The sequence below is a fragment of the Flavobacterium sp. genome, assembly GCF_044361015.1.
GTDB lineage: Bacteria > Bacteroidota > Bacteroidia > Flavobacteriales > Flavobacteriaceae > Flavobacterium.
In genome coordinates, this window is the sequence record NZ_JBIKJL010000012.1 from 1 (window position 1) to 17,176 (window position 17,176).

Annotated in this window: 13 protein-coding genes; 10 read left to right on the top strand and 3 right to left on the bottom strand. The window is 34.3% G+C overall.

All coding sequences use genetic code 11. The features are described 5' to 3' along the window. Window positions 1-46 precede the first annotated feature (46 nt). The 10 genes from ACIQ2Z_RS04945 (at window position 47) to hemN (ending at window position 13,525) form a co-directional block, all read left to right on the top strand. Complete coding sequence (locus tag ACIQ2Z_RS04945) at window positions 47-1,294, top strand: type II toxin-antitoxin system HipA family toxin (RefSeq protein ID WP_396183045.1); 1,248 nt, start codon at window positions 47-49, stop codon at window positions 1,292-1,294. A gap of 18 nt (window positions 1,295-1,312) precedes the next feature. Continuing rightward, on the top strand, window positions 1,313-2,251 hold the full coding sequence (locus ACIQ2Z_RS04950; protein WP_396183046.1) for an MBL fold metallo-hydrolase: 939 nt from the start codon (window positions 1,313-1,315) through the stop codon (window positions 2,249-2,251). A gap of 593 nt (window positions 2,252-2,844) precedes the next feature. Then, complete coding sequence (locus ACIQ2Z_RS04955; RefSeq protein WP_396183047.1) at window positions 2,845-4,467, top strand: OstA-like protein; 1,623 nt, start codon at window positions 2,845-2,847, stop codon at window positions 4,465-4,467. Between the two features lie 69 nt (window positions 4,468-4,536). Next, entirely contained in the window at window positions 4,537-5,733 is a 1,197-nt protein-coding gene (locus tag ACIQ2Z_RS04960) for an aspartate aminotransferase family protein (RefSeq protein ID WP_396183048.1), read from the top strand. Window positions 5,734-5,852: 119 nt separating this feature from the next. After that, window positions 5,853-7,250 (top strand): tetratricopeptide repeat protein, encoded by a 1,398-nt coding sequence (locus tag ACIQ2Z_RS04965; RefSeq protein ID WP_396183049.1) that lies wholly within the window; start codon window positions 5,853-5,855, stop codon window positions 7,248-7,250. A 73-nt stretch (window positions 7,251-7,323) separates the two neighbouring features. Beyond that, on the top strand, window positions 7,324-8,289 hold the full coding sequence (locus ACIQ2Z_RS04970; RefSeq protein WP_396183050.1) for a DUF368 domain-containing protein: 966 nt from the start codon (window positions 7,324-7,326) through the stop codon (window positions 8,287-8,289). 39 nt (window positions 8,290-8,328) lie between these two features. Beyond that, a complete protein-coding gene (locus ACIQ2Z_RS04975) occupies window positions 8,329-8,985 on the top strand; it encodes a DedA family protein (protein WP_396183051.1) in 657 nt (218 codons plus the stop codon). Further along, window positions 8,978-9,754, top strand: a complete 777-nt coding sequence (locus ACIQ2Z_RS04980; RefSeq protein ID WP_396183052.1) for a shikimate dehydrogenase family protein — start codon at window positions 8,978-8,980, stop codon at window positions 9,752-9,754. The genes ACIQ2Z_RS04975 and ACIQ2Z_RS04980 overlap by 8 nt, the downstream gene beginning before the upstream one ends. Before the next feature lie 108 nt (window positions 9,755-9,862). Continuing rightward, window positions 9,863-11,986 carry a DUF349 domain-containing protein gene (locus ACIQ2Z_RS04985; RefSeq protein WP_396183053.1) on the top strand — a complete coding sequence of 708 codons (2,124 nt, stop codon included), beginning with the start codon at window positions 9,863-9,865 and terminating at the stop codon, window positions 11,984-11,986. 180 nt (window positions 11,987-12,166) lie between these two features. Continuing rightward, window positions 12,167-13,525, top strand: coding sequence for an oxygen-independent coproporphyrinogen III oxidase (gene hemN / locus ACIQ2Z_RS04990; RefSeq protein WP_396183054.1), 1,359 nt, complete (start codon window positions 12,167-12,169; stop codon window positions 13,523-13,525). A gap of 93 nt (window positions 13,526-13,618) precedes the next feature. Here the strand turns inward: hemN and ACIQ2Z_RS04995 are convergent, their stop codons facing one another. The 3 genes from ACIQ2Z_RS04995 to ACIQ2Z_RS05005 all read right to left on the bottom strand — a co-directional run bounded on the left by ACIQ2Z_RS04995 (window position 13,619) and on the right by ACIQ2Z_RS05005 (window position 17,120). Further along, window positions 13,619-15,748: an elongation factor G gene (locus tag ACIQ2Z_RS04995; protein ID WP_396183055.1), complete on the bottom strand. Its 2,130-nt coding sequence runs from the start codon at window positions 15,746-15,748 to the stop codon at window positions 13,619-13,621. A 172-nt stretch (window positions 15,749-15,920) separates the two neighbouring features. Beyond that, window positions 15,921-16,628, bottom strand: coding sequence for a sulfite exporter TauE/SafE family protein (locus ACIQ2Z_RS05000; RefSeq protein WP_396183056.1), 708 nt, complete (start codon window positions 16,626-16,628; stop codon window positions 15,921-15,923). Between the two features lie 45 nt (window positions 16,629-16,673). After that, window positions 16,674-17,120 carry a FixH family protein gene (locus tag ACIQ2Z_RS05005; RefSeq protein WP_396183057.1) on the bottom strand — a complete coding sequence of 149 codons (447 nt, stop codon included), beginning with the start codon at window positions 17,118-17,120 and terminating at the stop codon, window positions 16,674-16,676. Between the last annotated feature and the right edge of the window lie 56 nt (window positions 17,121-17,176).

Genomic DNA, 17,176 nt, shown 5'->3' on the forward strand with positions numbered 1-17,176 from the left:
TTTAAACTTTTAAACCTTTAAACTTTTAAACAACAATCACACTAAAATGTCCACAAAAACAGACATATATGTTTATGCTCACTGGAAAGGCATGCAAGAACCTAAAATAATTGGTATTTTGTCTGCACAACAAGCCAAAGGCAAGAAAGCATTTAGCTTTGAGTACGACAAGGACTGGCTCAAATCAGATCAAAAATTTTTGCTCGACCCCGACATACAATTGTATGGTGGACCACAATATCCAAATCAAAAAGAAAACTTCGGAATTTTTCTCGACAGCATGCCCGATACTTGGGGACGCACACTAATGAAACGAAGAGAAGCACAACTGGCAAGAGAAAAGAATGTAAAGCCCAAAACGCTTTACGATATAGACTTTCTATTAGGTGTTTTTGATGAAAGCCGTATGGGGGCACTGCGTTTTAAAATAGACCCAGTAGGTGAATTTTTAGACAATAACAAAACAGCCTCCACACCTCCATGGACTTCAATTAGAGAGCTTCAAAATGCTGCCTTCATTTTTGAAAATGATATAGATAGTGAAGATGTCAACAGATACCTTTCAGTACTAATAACACCCGGTTCGTCATTAGGTGGAGCACGACCTAAAGCCAATATTCTAGACGCAGATAAAAGTCTTTGGATTGCCAAATTTCCATCCAAAACAGATACCATTGACAAAGCAGCTTGGGAATTTTTAGCCTATCAATTGGCAACTAAAGCTGGAATTGAAATGGCACCTTGTCGTATGGAAAGAATTTTAGGCAAACACCATACCTTTTTCACAAAACGTTTCGACCGTGAAAACGGAGAACGAATCCACTTTGCATCCGCAATGACAATAACCGGAAATAATGAAGATACCATTCGAGACAACCAAGCAAGCTACCTTGACATCGCAGAATTCATAAGTAATAACGGAGCAAACATAAAAGCCAACCTACACCAATTATGGCGAAGAATCATCTTCAACATAGCGATTTCCAACACCGATGATCATTTAAGAAATCATGGCTTTATACTAACCAAAGAAGGTTGGATTTTATCACCGGCTTATGACCTCAACCCCTCAATAGACAAAGACGGCTTAGCCTTAAACATTGACACCGATAACAATGCTTTGGATTTCGATTTAGCAAAAAGTGTAGGTGAATATTTCCGTTTAAACAAGAATCAAATGGAGGTAATTATACAAGAAGTCTTGGAAGTTACAACCAAATGGAAAACAATTGCAAATGAAATCGGAATTTCCCGAAGCGAACAAGAATTGATGGAAAAAGCATTTTATGCATAGAAATTAAAATGAAGTTTTATGAAGAATAATATTTTTTCAATAACAATATCTGTTTTCCCTGCCTTAAATGGAGATAGTTTATTAATCAGTTATGGTACAAATGAGAAAAAACATTTATTAATTGACTGTGGCTATGTTATAACTTACAATACTTACATAAAGAAAGAATTGATTGAAATAGCAGATAATGGAGAATGTTTAGAAAAATTAATAATAACTCATATTGATTCAGACCACATCTGGGGAGCAATGCCTTTTTTAAAAGACAATCAGGAAAAGTTTATTGAAATTAAAGAAGTTTGGCACAATACTTTCCGACACTTATTAAACGATACTGAAAAAGAAGAAAATAGTTCAAATAAGGAGGAAAAAATAATAAAGAATATTTTAAATAGAGGGTATTTCAATAACGAATTAAAAAATGGTGAAAACCAAATCAGTGCTGAACAAGGAACAACTTTAGGAGCCTTGATTTTAAAAGGAGATTATAGATGGAATAGTGATTTCAATCAAAAGGCCGTTTGTATAGAAAATAAACAGACGGTAAACGTTGATCTGGAATCTCAAATAATCCTCTTATCACCTGATAAAGAAAAGTTAGATAATCTAAAGACATTGTGGGAAAGTGAATTAACAAAATATGATTTGAAATATTCCAAAGAAGAAGAGAAATTATATGATGATGCATTTCAAATGCTTTTAACTTGGATAAAAGAAAGTCCAGTAAAAGGCTCTCAACCTATTTCTTCAAATAAAATACAAATGGAAGAATTATTATCGTTAGCTCCAGTTGAAGACAAAACACCCACTAATGGAAGTTCAATTGCTTTCATTTTAAAAATAAAAGAAAAAAAATTACTTTTTTTAGCTGACTCTCATCCCGGACTTATTTTAAAATCTCTTTTAGAATATCAACCTGAAGATGTAATAAATTTTTTATCGTGCCTATTTATTTGATAATTCAGGTAAAGAACAAATTTTAATTGCTGAGGTTTATAAAGGAAATATGGAGCTAAAAACAGATAAATTACCTAACTGGTTTATAAAATTTGTCTTGCCATATTACACTAACTAATCCCCCACTCTAGTCCGAATCCTTTCGGGTTGTTTCATATCATTCCAACCCCACCTTTATCATGCGGTGCAGTCTTTTGTCATACCGAGCCTGCCGAGGTATCTCCTACGAAATAGGCAGCAGCAACCAACCTCCACCACCACCTTAGTTTGTATTGCTTCCAAATTTGTTCAGAAAACAACCCCTTTTCAAGAAGCCGGTTCGAACAAATCCCGAACATATATCGAACAAAACCCTTCTAAATTTCAAAAAAATCATCAATCTTGTTCAAATACAACCAAAACCATCAAAGCTCGTCAAACAAAATTTCAAATTAAAGCAATCAAACAATTAACAATCCTTAAGGTATCAAAATGAAATTGCTAACTCATAAATTACATCTTAGCTTGAAACATGGATCGATATACCTAAATTATTCCCAAGACGTATTGTCCTTCCCTCAATTTTAGTAATTTTGACAAAAAAAAATTTACGCTTGAGAATCTTTTTATTTGTTCTTTTTATCACCTTCCCGTTTTTGCAGGCAAACGCCCAAAAGAACAAGGAAATCTTTGTGGAATACTCTGAATTTTTTGATGTAGATGAAAACCTCTATCCAGATGCTATTTTGCTGACCGGCAATGTGAGGGTTAGCCATGAAGGAGCCATTTTATATTGCAACAAGGCCTATTTATTTAAAAAAGAAAATTACCTCAAAGCATTTGGTGACGTTCGCATGGTTCAAGGCGATACGATAACGATGACAAGCACTTATGCTGAATATAATGGTGAAAACAAACAAGCCTATGCGTCCGGTAACGTTGTAATGACTTCACCCAGTTCTACTTTAAAATCGGAAATTTTAAATTTTGACAGGAATACACAGCAGGCTTTTTATAAAACCGGTGGCACAATTAATGACAAAGAAAACGTTTTGACGAGCCAAGCGGGCACGTATATGGTTCAGAAAAAAATGTATCAGTTCAGAAATGCGGTTACGATAACCAATCCAAAGTCGGTTATTAAGACCAATCATTTGGATTATTATGAAAATGTGGGGCATGCCTATCTTTTTGGAGCATCGACCATCACCAGTAAAGAGAATTTTATTTATACTGAGAAAGGTTTTTATGATACTAAAAAGAATTTAGCTCATTTTGTCAAAAACTCTTATATTAAATATAATAATCGATTAATTGAAGGAGATAGCTTGTATTATGATCGTAATCGTGAATTTGCCTCCGCTACCAGAAATGTAAAAGTAACCGATTCTATCAATAACAGTATTGTGAAAGGCCATTATGGTGAGGTTTATAAAGCAAAAGATTCCTTGATGATGACCAAAAGAGCGGTTGCCATGACTTTAGTAGAAAAAGACACGCTCTATATTCATGGAAAAAAATTAGTCGTAACCGGAAAACCGGAGGAACGAGTAATTCGAGGTTATACAAATGTACGCTTTTATAAAACCGATATGAGTGGGAAATGTGATTCACTCCATTCCTCTGAAAAAACCGGTTTGACAAAACTCATTGGCAATCCGGTGATGTGGAATTATGACAATCAAATGACCGGCGATATCATGCATTTGATTTCTAATAAAGAAACAGAAAAATTAGACTCCTTAAAAGTACTCAACAATACTTTTATTGCCTCAAAAGATACCATTGGTTCTGGCTACAATCAGGTAAAGGGACAAAATTTATATGGTAAATTTCGGGACAATAAACTCTATGAAGTAGATGTTGTTAAAAACACTGAAGTTGTTTATTATATGCGGAATGATGAACAGGAACTCATTGGCATTAACAAAAGTGCAAGCAGTAGCATCAACATGACTTTAGACGGTAATCAAATTGATACCATCACCTTTTTTACACAAGTAGATGGTGAAATATATCCTGAAAAAGATTTGCCTGAAAATGCAAGAAAACTACGTGGCTTTATATGGCGTGGCGAGGAGCGAATAAAATCAAAAGAAGACATTTTTCCTCCTGAAGAAAATGAATATGATGAAAAAATGAAACAGAAAACTAAAGTTGAAGCAGAAAAAGAAAATGTTCCAATGGATGTTCGCAAAGAATCATTAGAAGTTGAAGAAAAGAAAAAAGACAGTTAAAAAGTTGCGAGCTACGCGTTAGGGATTAAAGTTGGTTATATTCTTTTTTTCCATAACCCATTCACTTTTATGAAAGAAGATTTTCTAAAATACCAAGCACAAACCTCTCCCTACCCTCTTGCCATGGAAGTTTCCTATGCAAAAGGTTCTTATATTTTTGACACAAATGGAAAAAAATACTTAGATTTTGTAGCCGGCGTTTCAGCATGTAGTTTAGGACATCAACATCCGAGAGTAAATCAAGCCATTAAAGACCAATTGGACAAATATTCGCATGTTATGGTGTATGGCGAATATGCTCATCATCCTGCCGTTGAATTTTGTAAACTGTTGGCAGAAAATATGCCGGAACCGCTGAATAAAACCTATTTAGTAAACTCAGGAACCGAAGCTACAGAAGGAGCCTTGAAATTGGCTAGAAGAGTCACGGGACGCAGTCATTTGGTTTCTTGTCACAATGCTTATCACGGCAACACGATGGGCTCTATGAGTGTGATGGGATTTGAAGAACGAAAACAAGTATTTAGACCATTACTTCCCGATGTGGACTTCATAACGTTTAATAATGAAGAAGACATTCAAAAAATAACAACCAAAACAGCAGGCGTTATTTTGGAGAGCATTCAGGGAGGAGCCGGATTTATTCAACCGGAAAACGGCTTTTTACGAAAAATAAAAGAACGCTGTGATGAAGTGGGAGCACTTTTAATCATAGACGAAATACAACCCGGTTTCGGTAGAACCGGAAAATTATTCGGATTTGAAAACTATGAAGTCGTTCCTGATATCGTAATTATGGGTAAAGGAATGGGCGGCGGAATGCCCGTTGGTGCCTTTACATCAAAAGCAGAATACATGGATTTACTGAGTAATAATCCGAAATTAGGGCATATAACGACCTTTGGCGGACATCCTGTCATTGCGGCAGCTTGTTTAGCTACCTTGCGGGAGGTGACGGAAACCAACCTTATTCCGCAAACCTTAGTAAAAGAAAAACTGTTTCGTGAACTTTTGGTACACCCTTTGATACAAGAAATAAGAGGAAAAGGACTCATGTTAGCGGCAATGGTTGAAACACCCGAAATTACAAATGAAGTAATTTTCAAATGCCAAGACAAGGGATTAATTCTATTCTGGTTACTTTTTGAAGGTCGAGCCATTCGAATTACACCACCCTTAACCATTTCCGAAGAAGAAATAAAAGAAGGTTGTAAAATTATTTTGGAAGCATTGGATGAAGTTATGAAAGATAATAATAAGGACTAATCACTAAGGACTAAGCCCTAAAAGTTGTTAATTAAATTGTTTACAACAATTTGACATTAAAATAGAAAAAAGCTAATCCTTCGCTATTTTTATTGTAGGATAATTTTAAAAAATCGAGTATGCATTTAAGTCACGAAGAAGACGATTATAACATATCCTTATCGAAATTTGAATCGATGCTCAAAACCAATAAAGTTTTGTTTTTTGATTCAGAAGAGTTTGAAGAAATTATTCTTCATTACCTCGATATGGGAAAGGCATCTCTGGCTAAAAAAGCCCTGAAATTAGCTCTTGAACAACATCCGAAATCTACCGGTTTAAAATTGGTACAAATCGAAATGTTGATTTATGACGACAAACTCGAAATTGCCGAAAAAATGCTTAACGAGTTGTATGCAATTGAACCACACAATGAAGAAATATTCATTCAAAAAGCGAATATTTATTCCAAACGTGACCAACACGAAAAAGCCATTGAAGAGTTAGAAAAAGCATTAAACTTTACGGAAGATTTTGCTGATGTTTATAACTTGATGGGGATGGAATATCTCTTCATGGATAATTTAGAGTTAGCGAAATACAATTTTATAAAATGTTTGGAAGTTGACATCGAGGACCAATCAGCCCTGTATAATGTAGTTTATTGTTTTGAATTTTTAGACCAACAAAAGGAAGCTATTGACTATTTAGAAAATTATATTGAGAAAAATCCCTTCAGTGAAATTGCCTGGCATCAACAAGGCCGATTAAGTTACAGCATCAAAAAGTATGAAAATGCTTTGCGTTGTTTTGATTATGCCACCTTGATTGATGACGAATTTATTGGAGCCTTCATGGAAAAGGGTAAATCACTCGAAAAACTTAAACGATTTGAAGAAGCCATAGAAGCTTTTCAACGAACGATTGAATTAGAAGATCCAACCTCCTATGCTTTATTACGCATCGGGAAATGTTATGAAAAATTAGGTAACAAAGCTGAAGCCATCAAATATTACAACAAAACTGTTCATGAAGATCCTTTGTTAGACAAAGGTTGGATAGCAATTACCGATTTTTATATCCGTTTAAAAAATTATCAAAAAGCTTTATTTTATGTCAACAAAGCATTGGCCATTGATAATGAAAATCAGTTGTATTGGAAGCGTTATGCAACCATTAACCGCCAAATGAATTTTTATGAAGAAGCTGAATTTGGGTACCGAAAAGCAGTAGAATTTGGTGATTATCAATTAGACACTTGGTTGTTTTGGGTAGATATTTTGAAATTTTTAGGTGAATTTGACAGTGCTATTCAAACCTTAGTACAAGCAGCAGAATATTTCCCAGAGCAATATGAAGTAGAATATCGTTTAGCCGGAATCTATTATATGTTACAGCAAAACGAAAAAGGTAAAATTCATTTGAATAACGGATTGCGGCTAAATGCTAAAAACAGAACCGTTTTACAAGAATTATTTCCGGTAGTTTGGGATAGAAAAATTGTTCAAAATGTAATTACCAAACATTTAAAATCTTAGCATAATTTCCAACATACTTATAAAAATTTTCCCTAATTTGCGTTCCGTTTCCAAAAGCGGAACGCTTTTTTTTATGAGAAAAATTTTTCCTGATTACTTTCTAATTACTCTTAAAGGATTAGCCATGGGTGCTGCCGATGTTGTTCCCGGTGTTTCCGGCGGAACAATTGCTTTTATCTCTGGTATATATCAAGAATTGATTGATACAATTAACAAAGTAGATTTTACCTTTTTCCCCTCTTGGAAAAAAAACGGTTTTAAAATTGCTTGGCAACAAATCAATGGAAGTTTTTTATTGGCTTTACTTTCGGGCATTTTTATCAGTATACTTACTTTTTCAAAAATTATTACCCATTTGTTAGTCACACAACCGATTTTGGTGTGGTCATTTTTCTTTGGGTTAGTGATTGCGAGCATCTTTTTTGTAGGCAAACAAATTGATAAATTTTCTATAGGTTCAATTTCCTTTTTTATACTTGGTACTGTGCTTTCTTATTATATCACGATTGCAGAACCGGTGGCCTCACCTGATAGTTATCCGTATTTATTCTTATCGGGATTTATTGCAATTATTGCGATGATATTACCGGGAATCTCGGGAGCTTTTATTTTAGTATTAATGGGCTCCTATAGTGTTGTTATTGGAACCATTAATATTTTTAGAGAAGCCTTACTAACGTTTAATATAGAACTTTTAGTTCAGTCGATTCTAAAATTAGGAACCTTTGCTATCGGTGCAATTCTTGGACTGAAATTGTTTTCAAAAGTATTACATTGGATGTTTGATCATCATAGAAATACCACGATGGCATTGCTAACCGGATTTATGCTAGGCTCTTTAAACAAAGTCTGGCCATGGAAAAAAGTATTATCTAACCGAATCGACTCTCATGGAAACGAAGTGGCTTTTATGGAAAAAAGCATACTACCTCAAAATTTTGAAGGTGACAACCTATTATTGATTGCCATACTTTTGATGATTGCCGGATTTTTAACTATTTTTATCGTAGAAAAAGTAGGAGCAAAATTTTCGAAATAAGAAAAGATTTTGGCTGAAGAATGAACAAAAACAAATTAAATGGATTATCTTGATTTACTGATAAAATTTTTATCGCAGCCGGATCAAATTCTTTCAAAACTAATTGAAAAGTATGATAATTGGATTTATGCTATTTTATTTTTCCTGATCTTCGCCGAAACAGGGTTAATAGTGATGTCATTTTTAATGCCCTTTTTACCTGGTGATGCACTAATTTTTGCCATTGGAATGATTGCAGCACGGGGAGAATTAGACATTGTAATCATTGTTCCACTTTTAATTTTTGCAGCCTTATTGGGCGATAATTTAAATTATTATGTTGGCAAACGGTTTGGGACTTTTATTTTAAATAGTGAAAAGACATTTATTATCAGAAAAAGCCATATTCTTAGAGCCCAGGAATTTTTTGATAAGCATGGAAAAAACTCAATAATTATGGCTCGTTTTATTCCGGTAGTTCGAACTATAGTACCTTTTTTGAGTGGAGCAACAAATGTTCCGTATAATACTTTTTTAAAATTCAGTTTTATCGGAGCGTTTCTTTGGGTTGCCGCCATTAGTTTGTTAGGATATTTTTTAGGTCAAATAGATTATGTGAAGGAACATTTAGAGAAGTTCATTATCCTAATCATTATTGTGGCAAACATTCCATTAATCAAACAGTTTTTACCCCGAAAGAAAGTGAAAAATGAATAAATTATTTGGACTTATCGGAAAAAACATCAGTTATTCTTTTTCAAAAAAATACTTCACTGAAAAATTTGAAAAAGAACAACTGAACGACTGTTCCTATGAGAATTTTGATTTATCAGCGATTTCACAATTTCCAAAATTATTGAGAGAAAATCCAACTTTATTTGGATTAAACATCACCATTCCCTACAAAGAAAAAGTAATACCTTATTTAGACAACCTTTCTGAAAAAGCTCAGAAAATTGGAGCCGTTAATTGTATTAAATTTACTAAAAAAGGGAAACTAAAAGGATACAATACAGATTATTACGGATTTAAAAAATCAATCCTACCTTTGTTACAACCTCATCATCAAAAAGCACTAATCTTAGGTACAGGTGGAGCTTCAAAAGCAGTAGCCTTTGCGCTAGAAGAATTAGGTATTTTATACACCTTTGTTTCCAAAAGTAAAAAAGAAAATGCTTTAGATTACAAATACATCAATGCTACCACCTTTGATAATTATCAACTCATTATAAATTGTACTCCGCTAGGAACTCATCCCAACATAGAAGAATGTCCGCCAATTCCTTATGACTACTTCACCCCGGAACATATTGCTTATGATTTAATTTACAATCCGGAAGAAACACTTTTTTTAAAACAGGCTAAATCAAAAGGTGCTGTTACCAAAAACGGGCATGAAATGCTCGTTTTACAAGCTGAAAGAGGATGGAAAATTTGGAATAAAATATACAATTCCCTGCTTGATAAAACTGATTCCGTTGTTTAAATCGTTTTATGTGATTTAAAAAAAGTGATAAATACCCTGATTACTTTGAATTTTGACTAGTGTTTAGTATCTTTCGCCTCTATATTATGAACCTTACACATTTTTACAATGTTAGAAGAAAAGAATGATAACCTGTCGCCAATTGAAAATGAGACAGACGGAAACCAAGAAAACGTTTCACAAAACGATATTCAAGAAGTAATTGAAATTACCGATAACACTCAACCCGTTGTAGATGAGTCAGTTGAAACTGTTAAAGAAATGAATTCTGAAACTATAGTTAATGAGGTTACGGAAGCAATTGAAGCACCCGAATCAGTAGAACTTAATGAAGTTGTTCTTGAAGGGAATGAAGTCGTAGAAGAAGCGGTTGCAACAATTTCAGCTCAAGAACTTGCAGAAGATTCTCCAATGTCAGAAAATGGACATCAAATAGCTTTGAATGCTATTGATGAATCGAATGCAGAAGAAAGTGAAGATGAAACGTTGAAGGAACGCCACAATATACCGATGTTAGAATATGCCTCCCTATCGATGGAAGCATTAGTTGATGAATTGGAAAAACTGACAGAGGTTGAAAAAGTGATGTCCGTAAAAGAACATGTAGAAGAAATTAAAAAAGAATTTCTAGCAAAATACCATCATTTTATTGAAGAAAAGAGAGATGAATTTAAAGCTGAAAATCCTGATTCAAATGAAGATTTTGAGTATCATTTACCTTTAAAATCAAAATTTGATACCTTATACAAGCAATTAAAAGGGAAGCAAAATGCTCATTTTAAAAGCTTACAAAACAATTTAAGTGCCAATCTAGAACGTCGACTAGCCATTGTAGAGGAAATAAAAAACCTAATAAATCCTCAAGAAAACATTAAAGATACTTTAAAGCACTTTAATGAGTTGCGAGAAGAATGGCGTACAATTGGACCAATTCCAAGAGACAAATACAATCATGTTTGGAATAATTATCATTTCCATGTTGAAAACTTCTACGATTATTTACACCTAGACCGTGAAGCAAGAGACCAAGATTTCAAACACAATTTGGAGCTAAAACAAAAAATTATTGCCCGAGTTGAAGAATTGGTAAATGAAGTTGATATTACCAAAGCTTTTAGAGAACTTCAAGATTTACATCGCATTTGGAAAGAAGAAATAGGTCCGGTTGATCGTGAACACCGCGAAGAGATTTGGAATCAGTTTAGTGCCTTAACAAAACAAATGCACGATAAACGAGAAGGTTTATTTACTAATCAACGTGAAAAAGAAACTGCTAATTTAGAAAATAAAAAAGAAATCATTGCTGAAATTGAAAAGCTGGCTACAGAAGAAGTTACAGCACATTCTCAATGGCAAGGGTTAATTGAAAAGGTAGAAGCTTTACGCAATGCCTTCTTTTCTGCCGGTAAAGTTCCATCAGAAATAAATGAAGCTACTTGGGCTGAATTCAAAACAGCCGTTCGTAACTTTAATTCGCATAAAAATTCCTTTTACAAAGACATTAAAAAAGAACAAAATGACAACTTAAGCAAAAAAATGGCTTTAGTTGAAAAGGCAAAAACACTTAGTGTCAGTGAAGATTTTGCGGCCACAACACCATTAATGAAACAAATTCAGGAAGAGTGGAAACAAATTGGTCATGTGCCCAGAAAATATTCTGATAAGGTTTGGAAAGAATTTAAAGATGCCTGTAATCAATTTTTTGACCGAATGAAAGCTACACGTAATGAAGCTAATTCAGATGAAATTGAAGCATTTGATAAGAAAAAAGAATATTTAGAACAATTGAAGGAATTTCAATTGGTTGGCGATCATAAAACAGATTTAGACGCAATAAAAGCTCATATCGAACAATGGAAATCGTATGGAAAAGTACCTTTTTCAAGAAGACATATTGAAGGTAAATTCAACAAAATTCTCGATGCCTTATTTGAAAAACTTAGTATGAGTAAAAAAGAAAGCGACATGATGCGTTTTTCTAATAAGCTAGGCCAACTAGCCGGAGCAGATGATTCTCGTAAATTGGAAGGAGAAAAAATCTTCATCATGCGTAAAATTGACGAATTACAATCAGAAATCTTCCAATTAGAAAACAATATTCAATTCTTTACACATGCCAAAAAGGACAATCCTATGGTAAAAGAAGTTTTTAAAAATATTGAAAAACACAAGGACGAACTGAAAACATGGCGAGATAAACTAAAGCAATTGCGAAATATCTCTCATGAGTAAGATACTATAAAACAGAAAGCCGACCCATGTGTCGGTTTTTTTTTGTTATGACAATTATCATTTTTTTTTAAGGATTACTCAAATATCTTTGACCTATAATTCTTAGTAGAATTATACAAATCTATAAAGAAATTAGATGTATTGAAGTCAAAACTTTTTTACAGTTTAAAGAAATAATAAATGTCGCTAATTCAAAAATATAATGTCCCTGGTCCGCGATACACAAGTTATCCAACGGTTCCTTATTGGGATGAAAAAAACTTTTCACTCGAAAAATGGAAAGAAACATTGATTCATTCCTTTGCAGATAGCAATAGTTCAGAGGGTATTAGCTTATACATACACCTACCGTTTTGTGAAAGTTTATGCACTTTTTGCGGATGCAATAAACGCATCACAAAACGACACGATGTAGAGCATACCTATATTGAAGCTCTTTTAAAAGAATGGGAATTATACTGCGAGTTGTTACCCAAAAAACCAATCATCAAAGAAATCCATTTGGGTGGTGGAACCCCTACCTTCTTCGATCCTGAAAATCTGAAACGATTAATAAACGGATTATTTGAAACCGCAAAAAAACATGATGCATATGAATTTAGTTTTGAAGGTCATCCAAACAATACAACCCGTAAACATCTTCAAACATTATTTGATTTAGGTTTTCGAAGAGTTAGTTTTGGTGTTCAGGACTACTCAGAAACCGTTCAAAAAGCTATTCATAGAATCCAGTCATTTCACAATGTTGCCAAAGTAACTTTTTGGGCACGTGAAATTGGTTACACCTCTGTTGGTCATGATTTAATATTTGGTCTGCCTTTTCAAAAAATAGCAGAGGTTATCGATACCATTGATAAAACAAATTCCTTACAACCGGATCGATTAGCATTTTACAGTTATGCTCATGTGCCATGGATTAAAGGAAACGGCCAGCGTGGTTTTAATGATGAAGATTTACCGAAAGATGATGAAAAAAGATTGCTTTATGAAGTAGGTAAAAAACACCTTTCTAAAAAAGGTTATCATGAAATTGGAATGGATCACTTTGCTTTGGGTACAGACAGCATGTATCATTCATTTAAAGAAGGGAAAATACACAGAAATTTTATGGGTTATACCTCTTCAAAAACGCAAGTGATGATTGGATTAGGCGTCTCTTCTATTAGTGACAGCTGGTTCAGTTTTGCTCAGAATGTCAAAACGCTGGAAGAATATTATGATTTATTGGCACAAAATGAGTTGCCTGTATTTAGAGGACACATTTTGACTGCAGAAGATTTGATCATTCGGAAACATATTTTGAATTTAATGTGCCAATTTCACACCACTTGGGCCGAACATGCAACTTTCTTTTCAGAACTACCCGAAGTTATCGAACGATTACAGGAAATGAAAAATGATGGTTTGGTTCAAATAACTGAAAATGCCATTACAGTTACCGAAAAAGGAAAAGCATTTGTTCGCAATATTTGTATGGCATTTGATTTACGAATGAAACGCAATATTCCCGACACACAATTGTTTTCGATGACGGTTTAATCACTATTTTTTTAGTTTGATTATAGAAGAAATATAAAAACGCCCAAATTTTCATTTGGGCGTTTTGTTTAAAGAAATATATTCAACTAAAAACTATACTTCCACAGCTTCTTTTGCAAAATCAGCTATTAATTTATTTTGAATTTCATAAGGAACACTTTCATAATGATCAAATTCCATAGTAATTCTGGCACGACCTTGAGATAACGAACGTAAATCGTTTGTAAATTCATGCATTTCAGCAATAGGAATTTGGGCTTTGATAATCGTAAAATGGCCTTCGGCGTCCATTCCCTCCACCATTGAACGATGGGATTGGATGGTGCTCATAATCGCTCCGGTAATCTCCTCAGGAGCTGTGATAGTCACTTTATAAATAGGCTCTAAAAGTTTTGGGCTTGCATTGATGAAGTTTTCTTTAAACGCCATCATTCCTGCAATTTTAAAAGACAAATCATTGCTGTCTACCGGGTGCATTTTTCCGTCAAATACGATGACGCGAACATCTTGAACGTGTGAACCCGTGAGAGGACCTTGTTGCATTTTTTCCATAATTCCCTTCAGGATGGATGGGTGAAAACGAGCATCAATTGCACCTCCTACAATGCAATTATAGTACACAAGTTTGCCTCCCCATGGTAAATCAATTTCTTCTTTTCCACGGATAGAAACTCCGGTTGGTTCTGGCATACCGTCATACCAAGGCTCAATTTTCATGGCTATTTCACCAAATTGACCTGCTCCGCCCGATTGTTTTTTGTGCCGGTAAACGGTTTCGGCTTCGGTTTGAATGGTTTCGCGATAGGCAACTCTTGGCTTTTGGAAACGAACAGATAATTTTTGTGCATTTTCCAATTTCCATTTGATTACAGCTAAATGTAATTCACCTTGGCAATGAATCAACGTTTGGCGTAATTCGGCAGAAACTTCCACTCGGATAGAGGGATCTTCCTCGACCAATTGATGCAAAGCAGCGGATAATTTTTCTTCTTCTCCTTTTTTGGTTCCTTCAACCGCTATTGTATAGGTTGGATTAGGAAATTGAATCGGTACGATTTCTATCGGAAACCCTTTTTGATGTAGTGTGTTATTTGTATGTGTATTTTTTAGCTTTTGTGTAGCACCGATATCACCGGCAACCAGTTCATCCACAGGAATTCGCTTATTTCCCTCCATTTCAAATAACTGGGTTATTTTTTCCACTTGGCCGGTGTTTTCATTGGTCAACTCATCACCTACTTTGATTGTTCCCGAAAGAACTTTAAAGAAACTTAAATCACCAATATGCGGCTCAGTTACTGTTTTATAAACAAAAATAGCTTTGTTGCCCTTGTCGGAGCAAGTAATTTCTTGTCCGTCAATTGTTTTTTGTTTTGGCATTTCAAAGGCAGACGGACAAACATTATCAATAAATCCCATCAATCGTCCGGTACCCATATTTAATTTTGCAGAAAGACAAAAAACAGGAAATAGTTCATGTTTAATAAGTGAATGATGCAGACCTAGTTTCATTTCGTCCTCGTCTAATTTACCTTTATCGAAGTATTTTTCCATCAAATTTTCGTCGTTACCGGCAATGGTTTCAATTAATTCCTGATGCAAACGATTGGCTTTTTCTTTTTCTGAATCCGGTATAGCCATTTTTTCAGGTTTACCTCCATTTTTTGAATACTTATACATCACCATATTCAACACATCAATGACTGCATCAAATTGTACTCCTTGATTTACGGGATATTGAACAATTACCACTTGATTTCCAAAATGTTCTTTTGCTTCAGTAATGGTTCGATCAAAATCCGATTTATCGTTGTCTAAATGGTTGACTGATAAAATTACGGGGAGTTTGAAATCATTGGTATACTGCCAAATGATATCAGTGCCCACTTCAACGCCCATTTTGGAATTGAGCAACATCAAACCACAATCTGCCACTCGCATGGCAGAAATAATTTCGCCCGATAAATCATCATAACCGGGCGTGTCTAAAATATTAATTTTGTATCCTCTCCATTTGGAGTTCATCAACTTGGAGAAAAGTGTTTTTCCTTTTTCATGTTCCATATCAGAATAATCTCCAACCGTATTCTGATCTTCAACGGTACCGCGTCGGTTAATAATTCCAGCTTCAAAAAGCAACGATTCTGCCAAGGTGGTTTTTCCGCTACCCGTGTGTCCAAGCAATACCACATTTTTCACATGATTTATATCAAAATTTGTCATACTACAACTATTTAAAAATTATTATAGCATAAATTTCGAAATTTTTACGAAAAAAAAATATGATATTAATCAGTTTACTACTTTAATTTTAAGACAATAGAAATATAAAAGGCACTAATTTTTAAACCCTAAGGAGAAAATTAGTGCCTTCAAAAAAAAGAAAAAAAAGTAATTAATTATGACAAGCTGGATTTGCCTGAACAATTAAACTTGTGGTGTTTGGTGAAATATAGGGAATATCCAATCCCATACCTCGCATGATGAACAAAGCACCTATAACAATTACAAAAACAGGAATTAATTGTTGAATACGATTGCGAATAGGAACCGTAATAAAGTTTGAAATAAGCACCACAGCACTCATCATGGGAATCGTTCCAAGTCCAAACAAAACCATGTAAGCAACGCCTAAAAGTTCGCTTTGCATGGCAATGGCTCCAAAAAGTGCTGCATAAACCATTCCGCACGGCAAAAAGCCATTTAATAGTCCGATGGTAAATAATGCATCGGGTGATTTCCGTTTGAATTGTGCTCCTAAATGTGCTTTTACTTTTGAAATAAGCTTGTAAACCGGTTTCGAAAAATTATTATAGTTAGCTAAAATCTTTTCAGGTACCACCACAAGTACAATCATTAGAATTCCGACTGCAATTGAAAGCTGTTGCTGCAACCCGGCAAGAAAGAGGCCTTTTCCCAACATTCCAAAAAATAGTCCTAACATTCCGTAGGCTGTTAAGCGTCCCAAATGATACAACATGATTTGCAGTACTTTCTTGGTGGGATTATTATGATCAACAGGCAACATCATAGCAATTGGACCGCACATTCCAATGCAATGAAAACTGCTGATCAAGCCAAAAAGTACTGCAGTGTAAAGCATACGAGTTACGGGTTATTGGTTACTTTTATTATTTACCCTTTACTTTTAAAAATAAATTGTTTTTTTATTTAAAAATTCTTTTCCGTCGTAGGTCCAATCAATAGAAATGTCCCAACGACCGCCAACCAAAGTATTTTCAGGTATGAGCAAATGTGAACCGGATAGGGAAATCGGAACTTCAAAATCCAGCTTTTTGTTTGACGGTCGGTAAAGGGACACTTTTCCTTTAATTAATGAGCTATTTAAATCGGATGGAAATGTTATTTTAATTCCTTCCTCTAAAGTATTAATTTCAATTTTTTCAGACATATTACTTGCATTCTGCTCTTTTTCCATTTGATTTTCAAATTTGAGTTCTTGCTTGTAATATTCTTCTACTACTAGTTCATTGTCATATTTACTATCCGATTGTACTTTAAATACAAAGAATAGAATAAAGGTCATAAAAAGTCCAAATGCAATGACAATTCCTGTTCCCCAGTTTATTTTCATTTTTTATGTTTTTAATACATCGGACTAAAGTCCGATGAAAGTTAGCTAAAGCAACG

Bases quoted from the DNA above. Each gene is read 5' to 3' on its own strand.
- ACIQ2Z_RS04945 (WP_396183045.1), top strand. From the start codon at position 47: ATGTCCACAAAAACAGACATATATGTTTATGCTCACTGGAAAGGCATG.
- ACIQ2Z_RS04950 (WP_396183046.1), top strand. From the start codon at position 1,313: ATGAAGAATAATATTTTTTCAATAACAATATCTGTTTTCCCTGCCTTA.
- ACIQ2Z_RS04960 (WP_396183048.1), top strand. From the start codon at position 4,537: ATGAAAGAAGATTTTCTAAAATACCAAGCACAAACCTCTCCCTACCCT.
- ACIQ2Z_RS04965 (WP_396183049.1), top strand. From the start codon at position 5,853: ATGCATTTAAGTCACGAAGAAGACGATTATAACATATCCTTATCGAAA.
- ACIQ2Z_RS04970 (WP_396183050.1), top strand. From the start codon at position 7,324: ATGAGAAAAATTTTTCCTGATTACTTTCTAATTACTCTTAAAGGATTA.
- ACIQ2Z_RS04975 (WP_396183051.1), top strand. From the start codon at position 8,329: ATGGATTATCTTGATTTACTGATAAAATTTTTATCGCAGCCGGATCAA.
- ACIQ2Z_RS04980 (WP_396183052.1), top strand. From the start codon at position 8,978: ATGAATAAATTATTTGGACTTATCGGAAAAAACATCAGTTATTCTTTT.
- ACIQ2Z_RS04985 (WP_396183053.1), top strand. From the start codon at position 9,863: ATGTTAGAAGAAAAGAATGATAACCTGTCGCCAATTGAAAATGAGACA.
- hemN (WP_396183054.1), top strand. From the start codon at position 12,167: ATGTCGCTAATTCAAAAATATAATGTCCCTGGTCCGCGATACACAAGT.
- ACIQ2Z_RS04995 (WP_396183055.1), bottom strand. From the start codon at position 15,748: ATGACAAATTTTGATATAAATCATGTGAAAAATGTGGTATTGCTTGGA.
- ACIQ2Z_RS05000 (WP_396183056.1), bottom strand. From the start codon at position 16,628: ATGCTTTACACTGCAGTACTTTTTGGCTTGATCAGCAGTTTTCATTGC.
- ACIQ2Z_RS05005 (WP_396183057.1), bottom strand. From the start codon at position 17,120: ATGAAAATAAACTGGGGAACAGGAATTGTCATTGCATTTGGACTTTTT.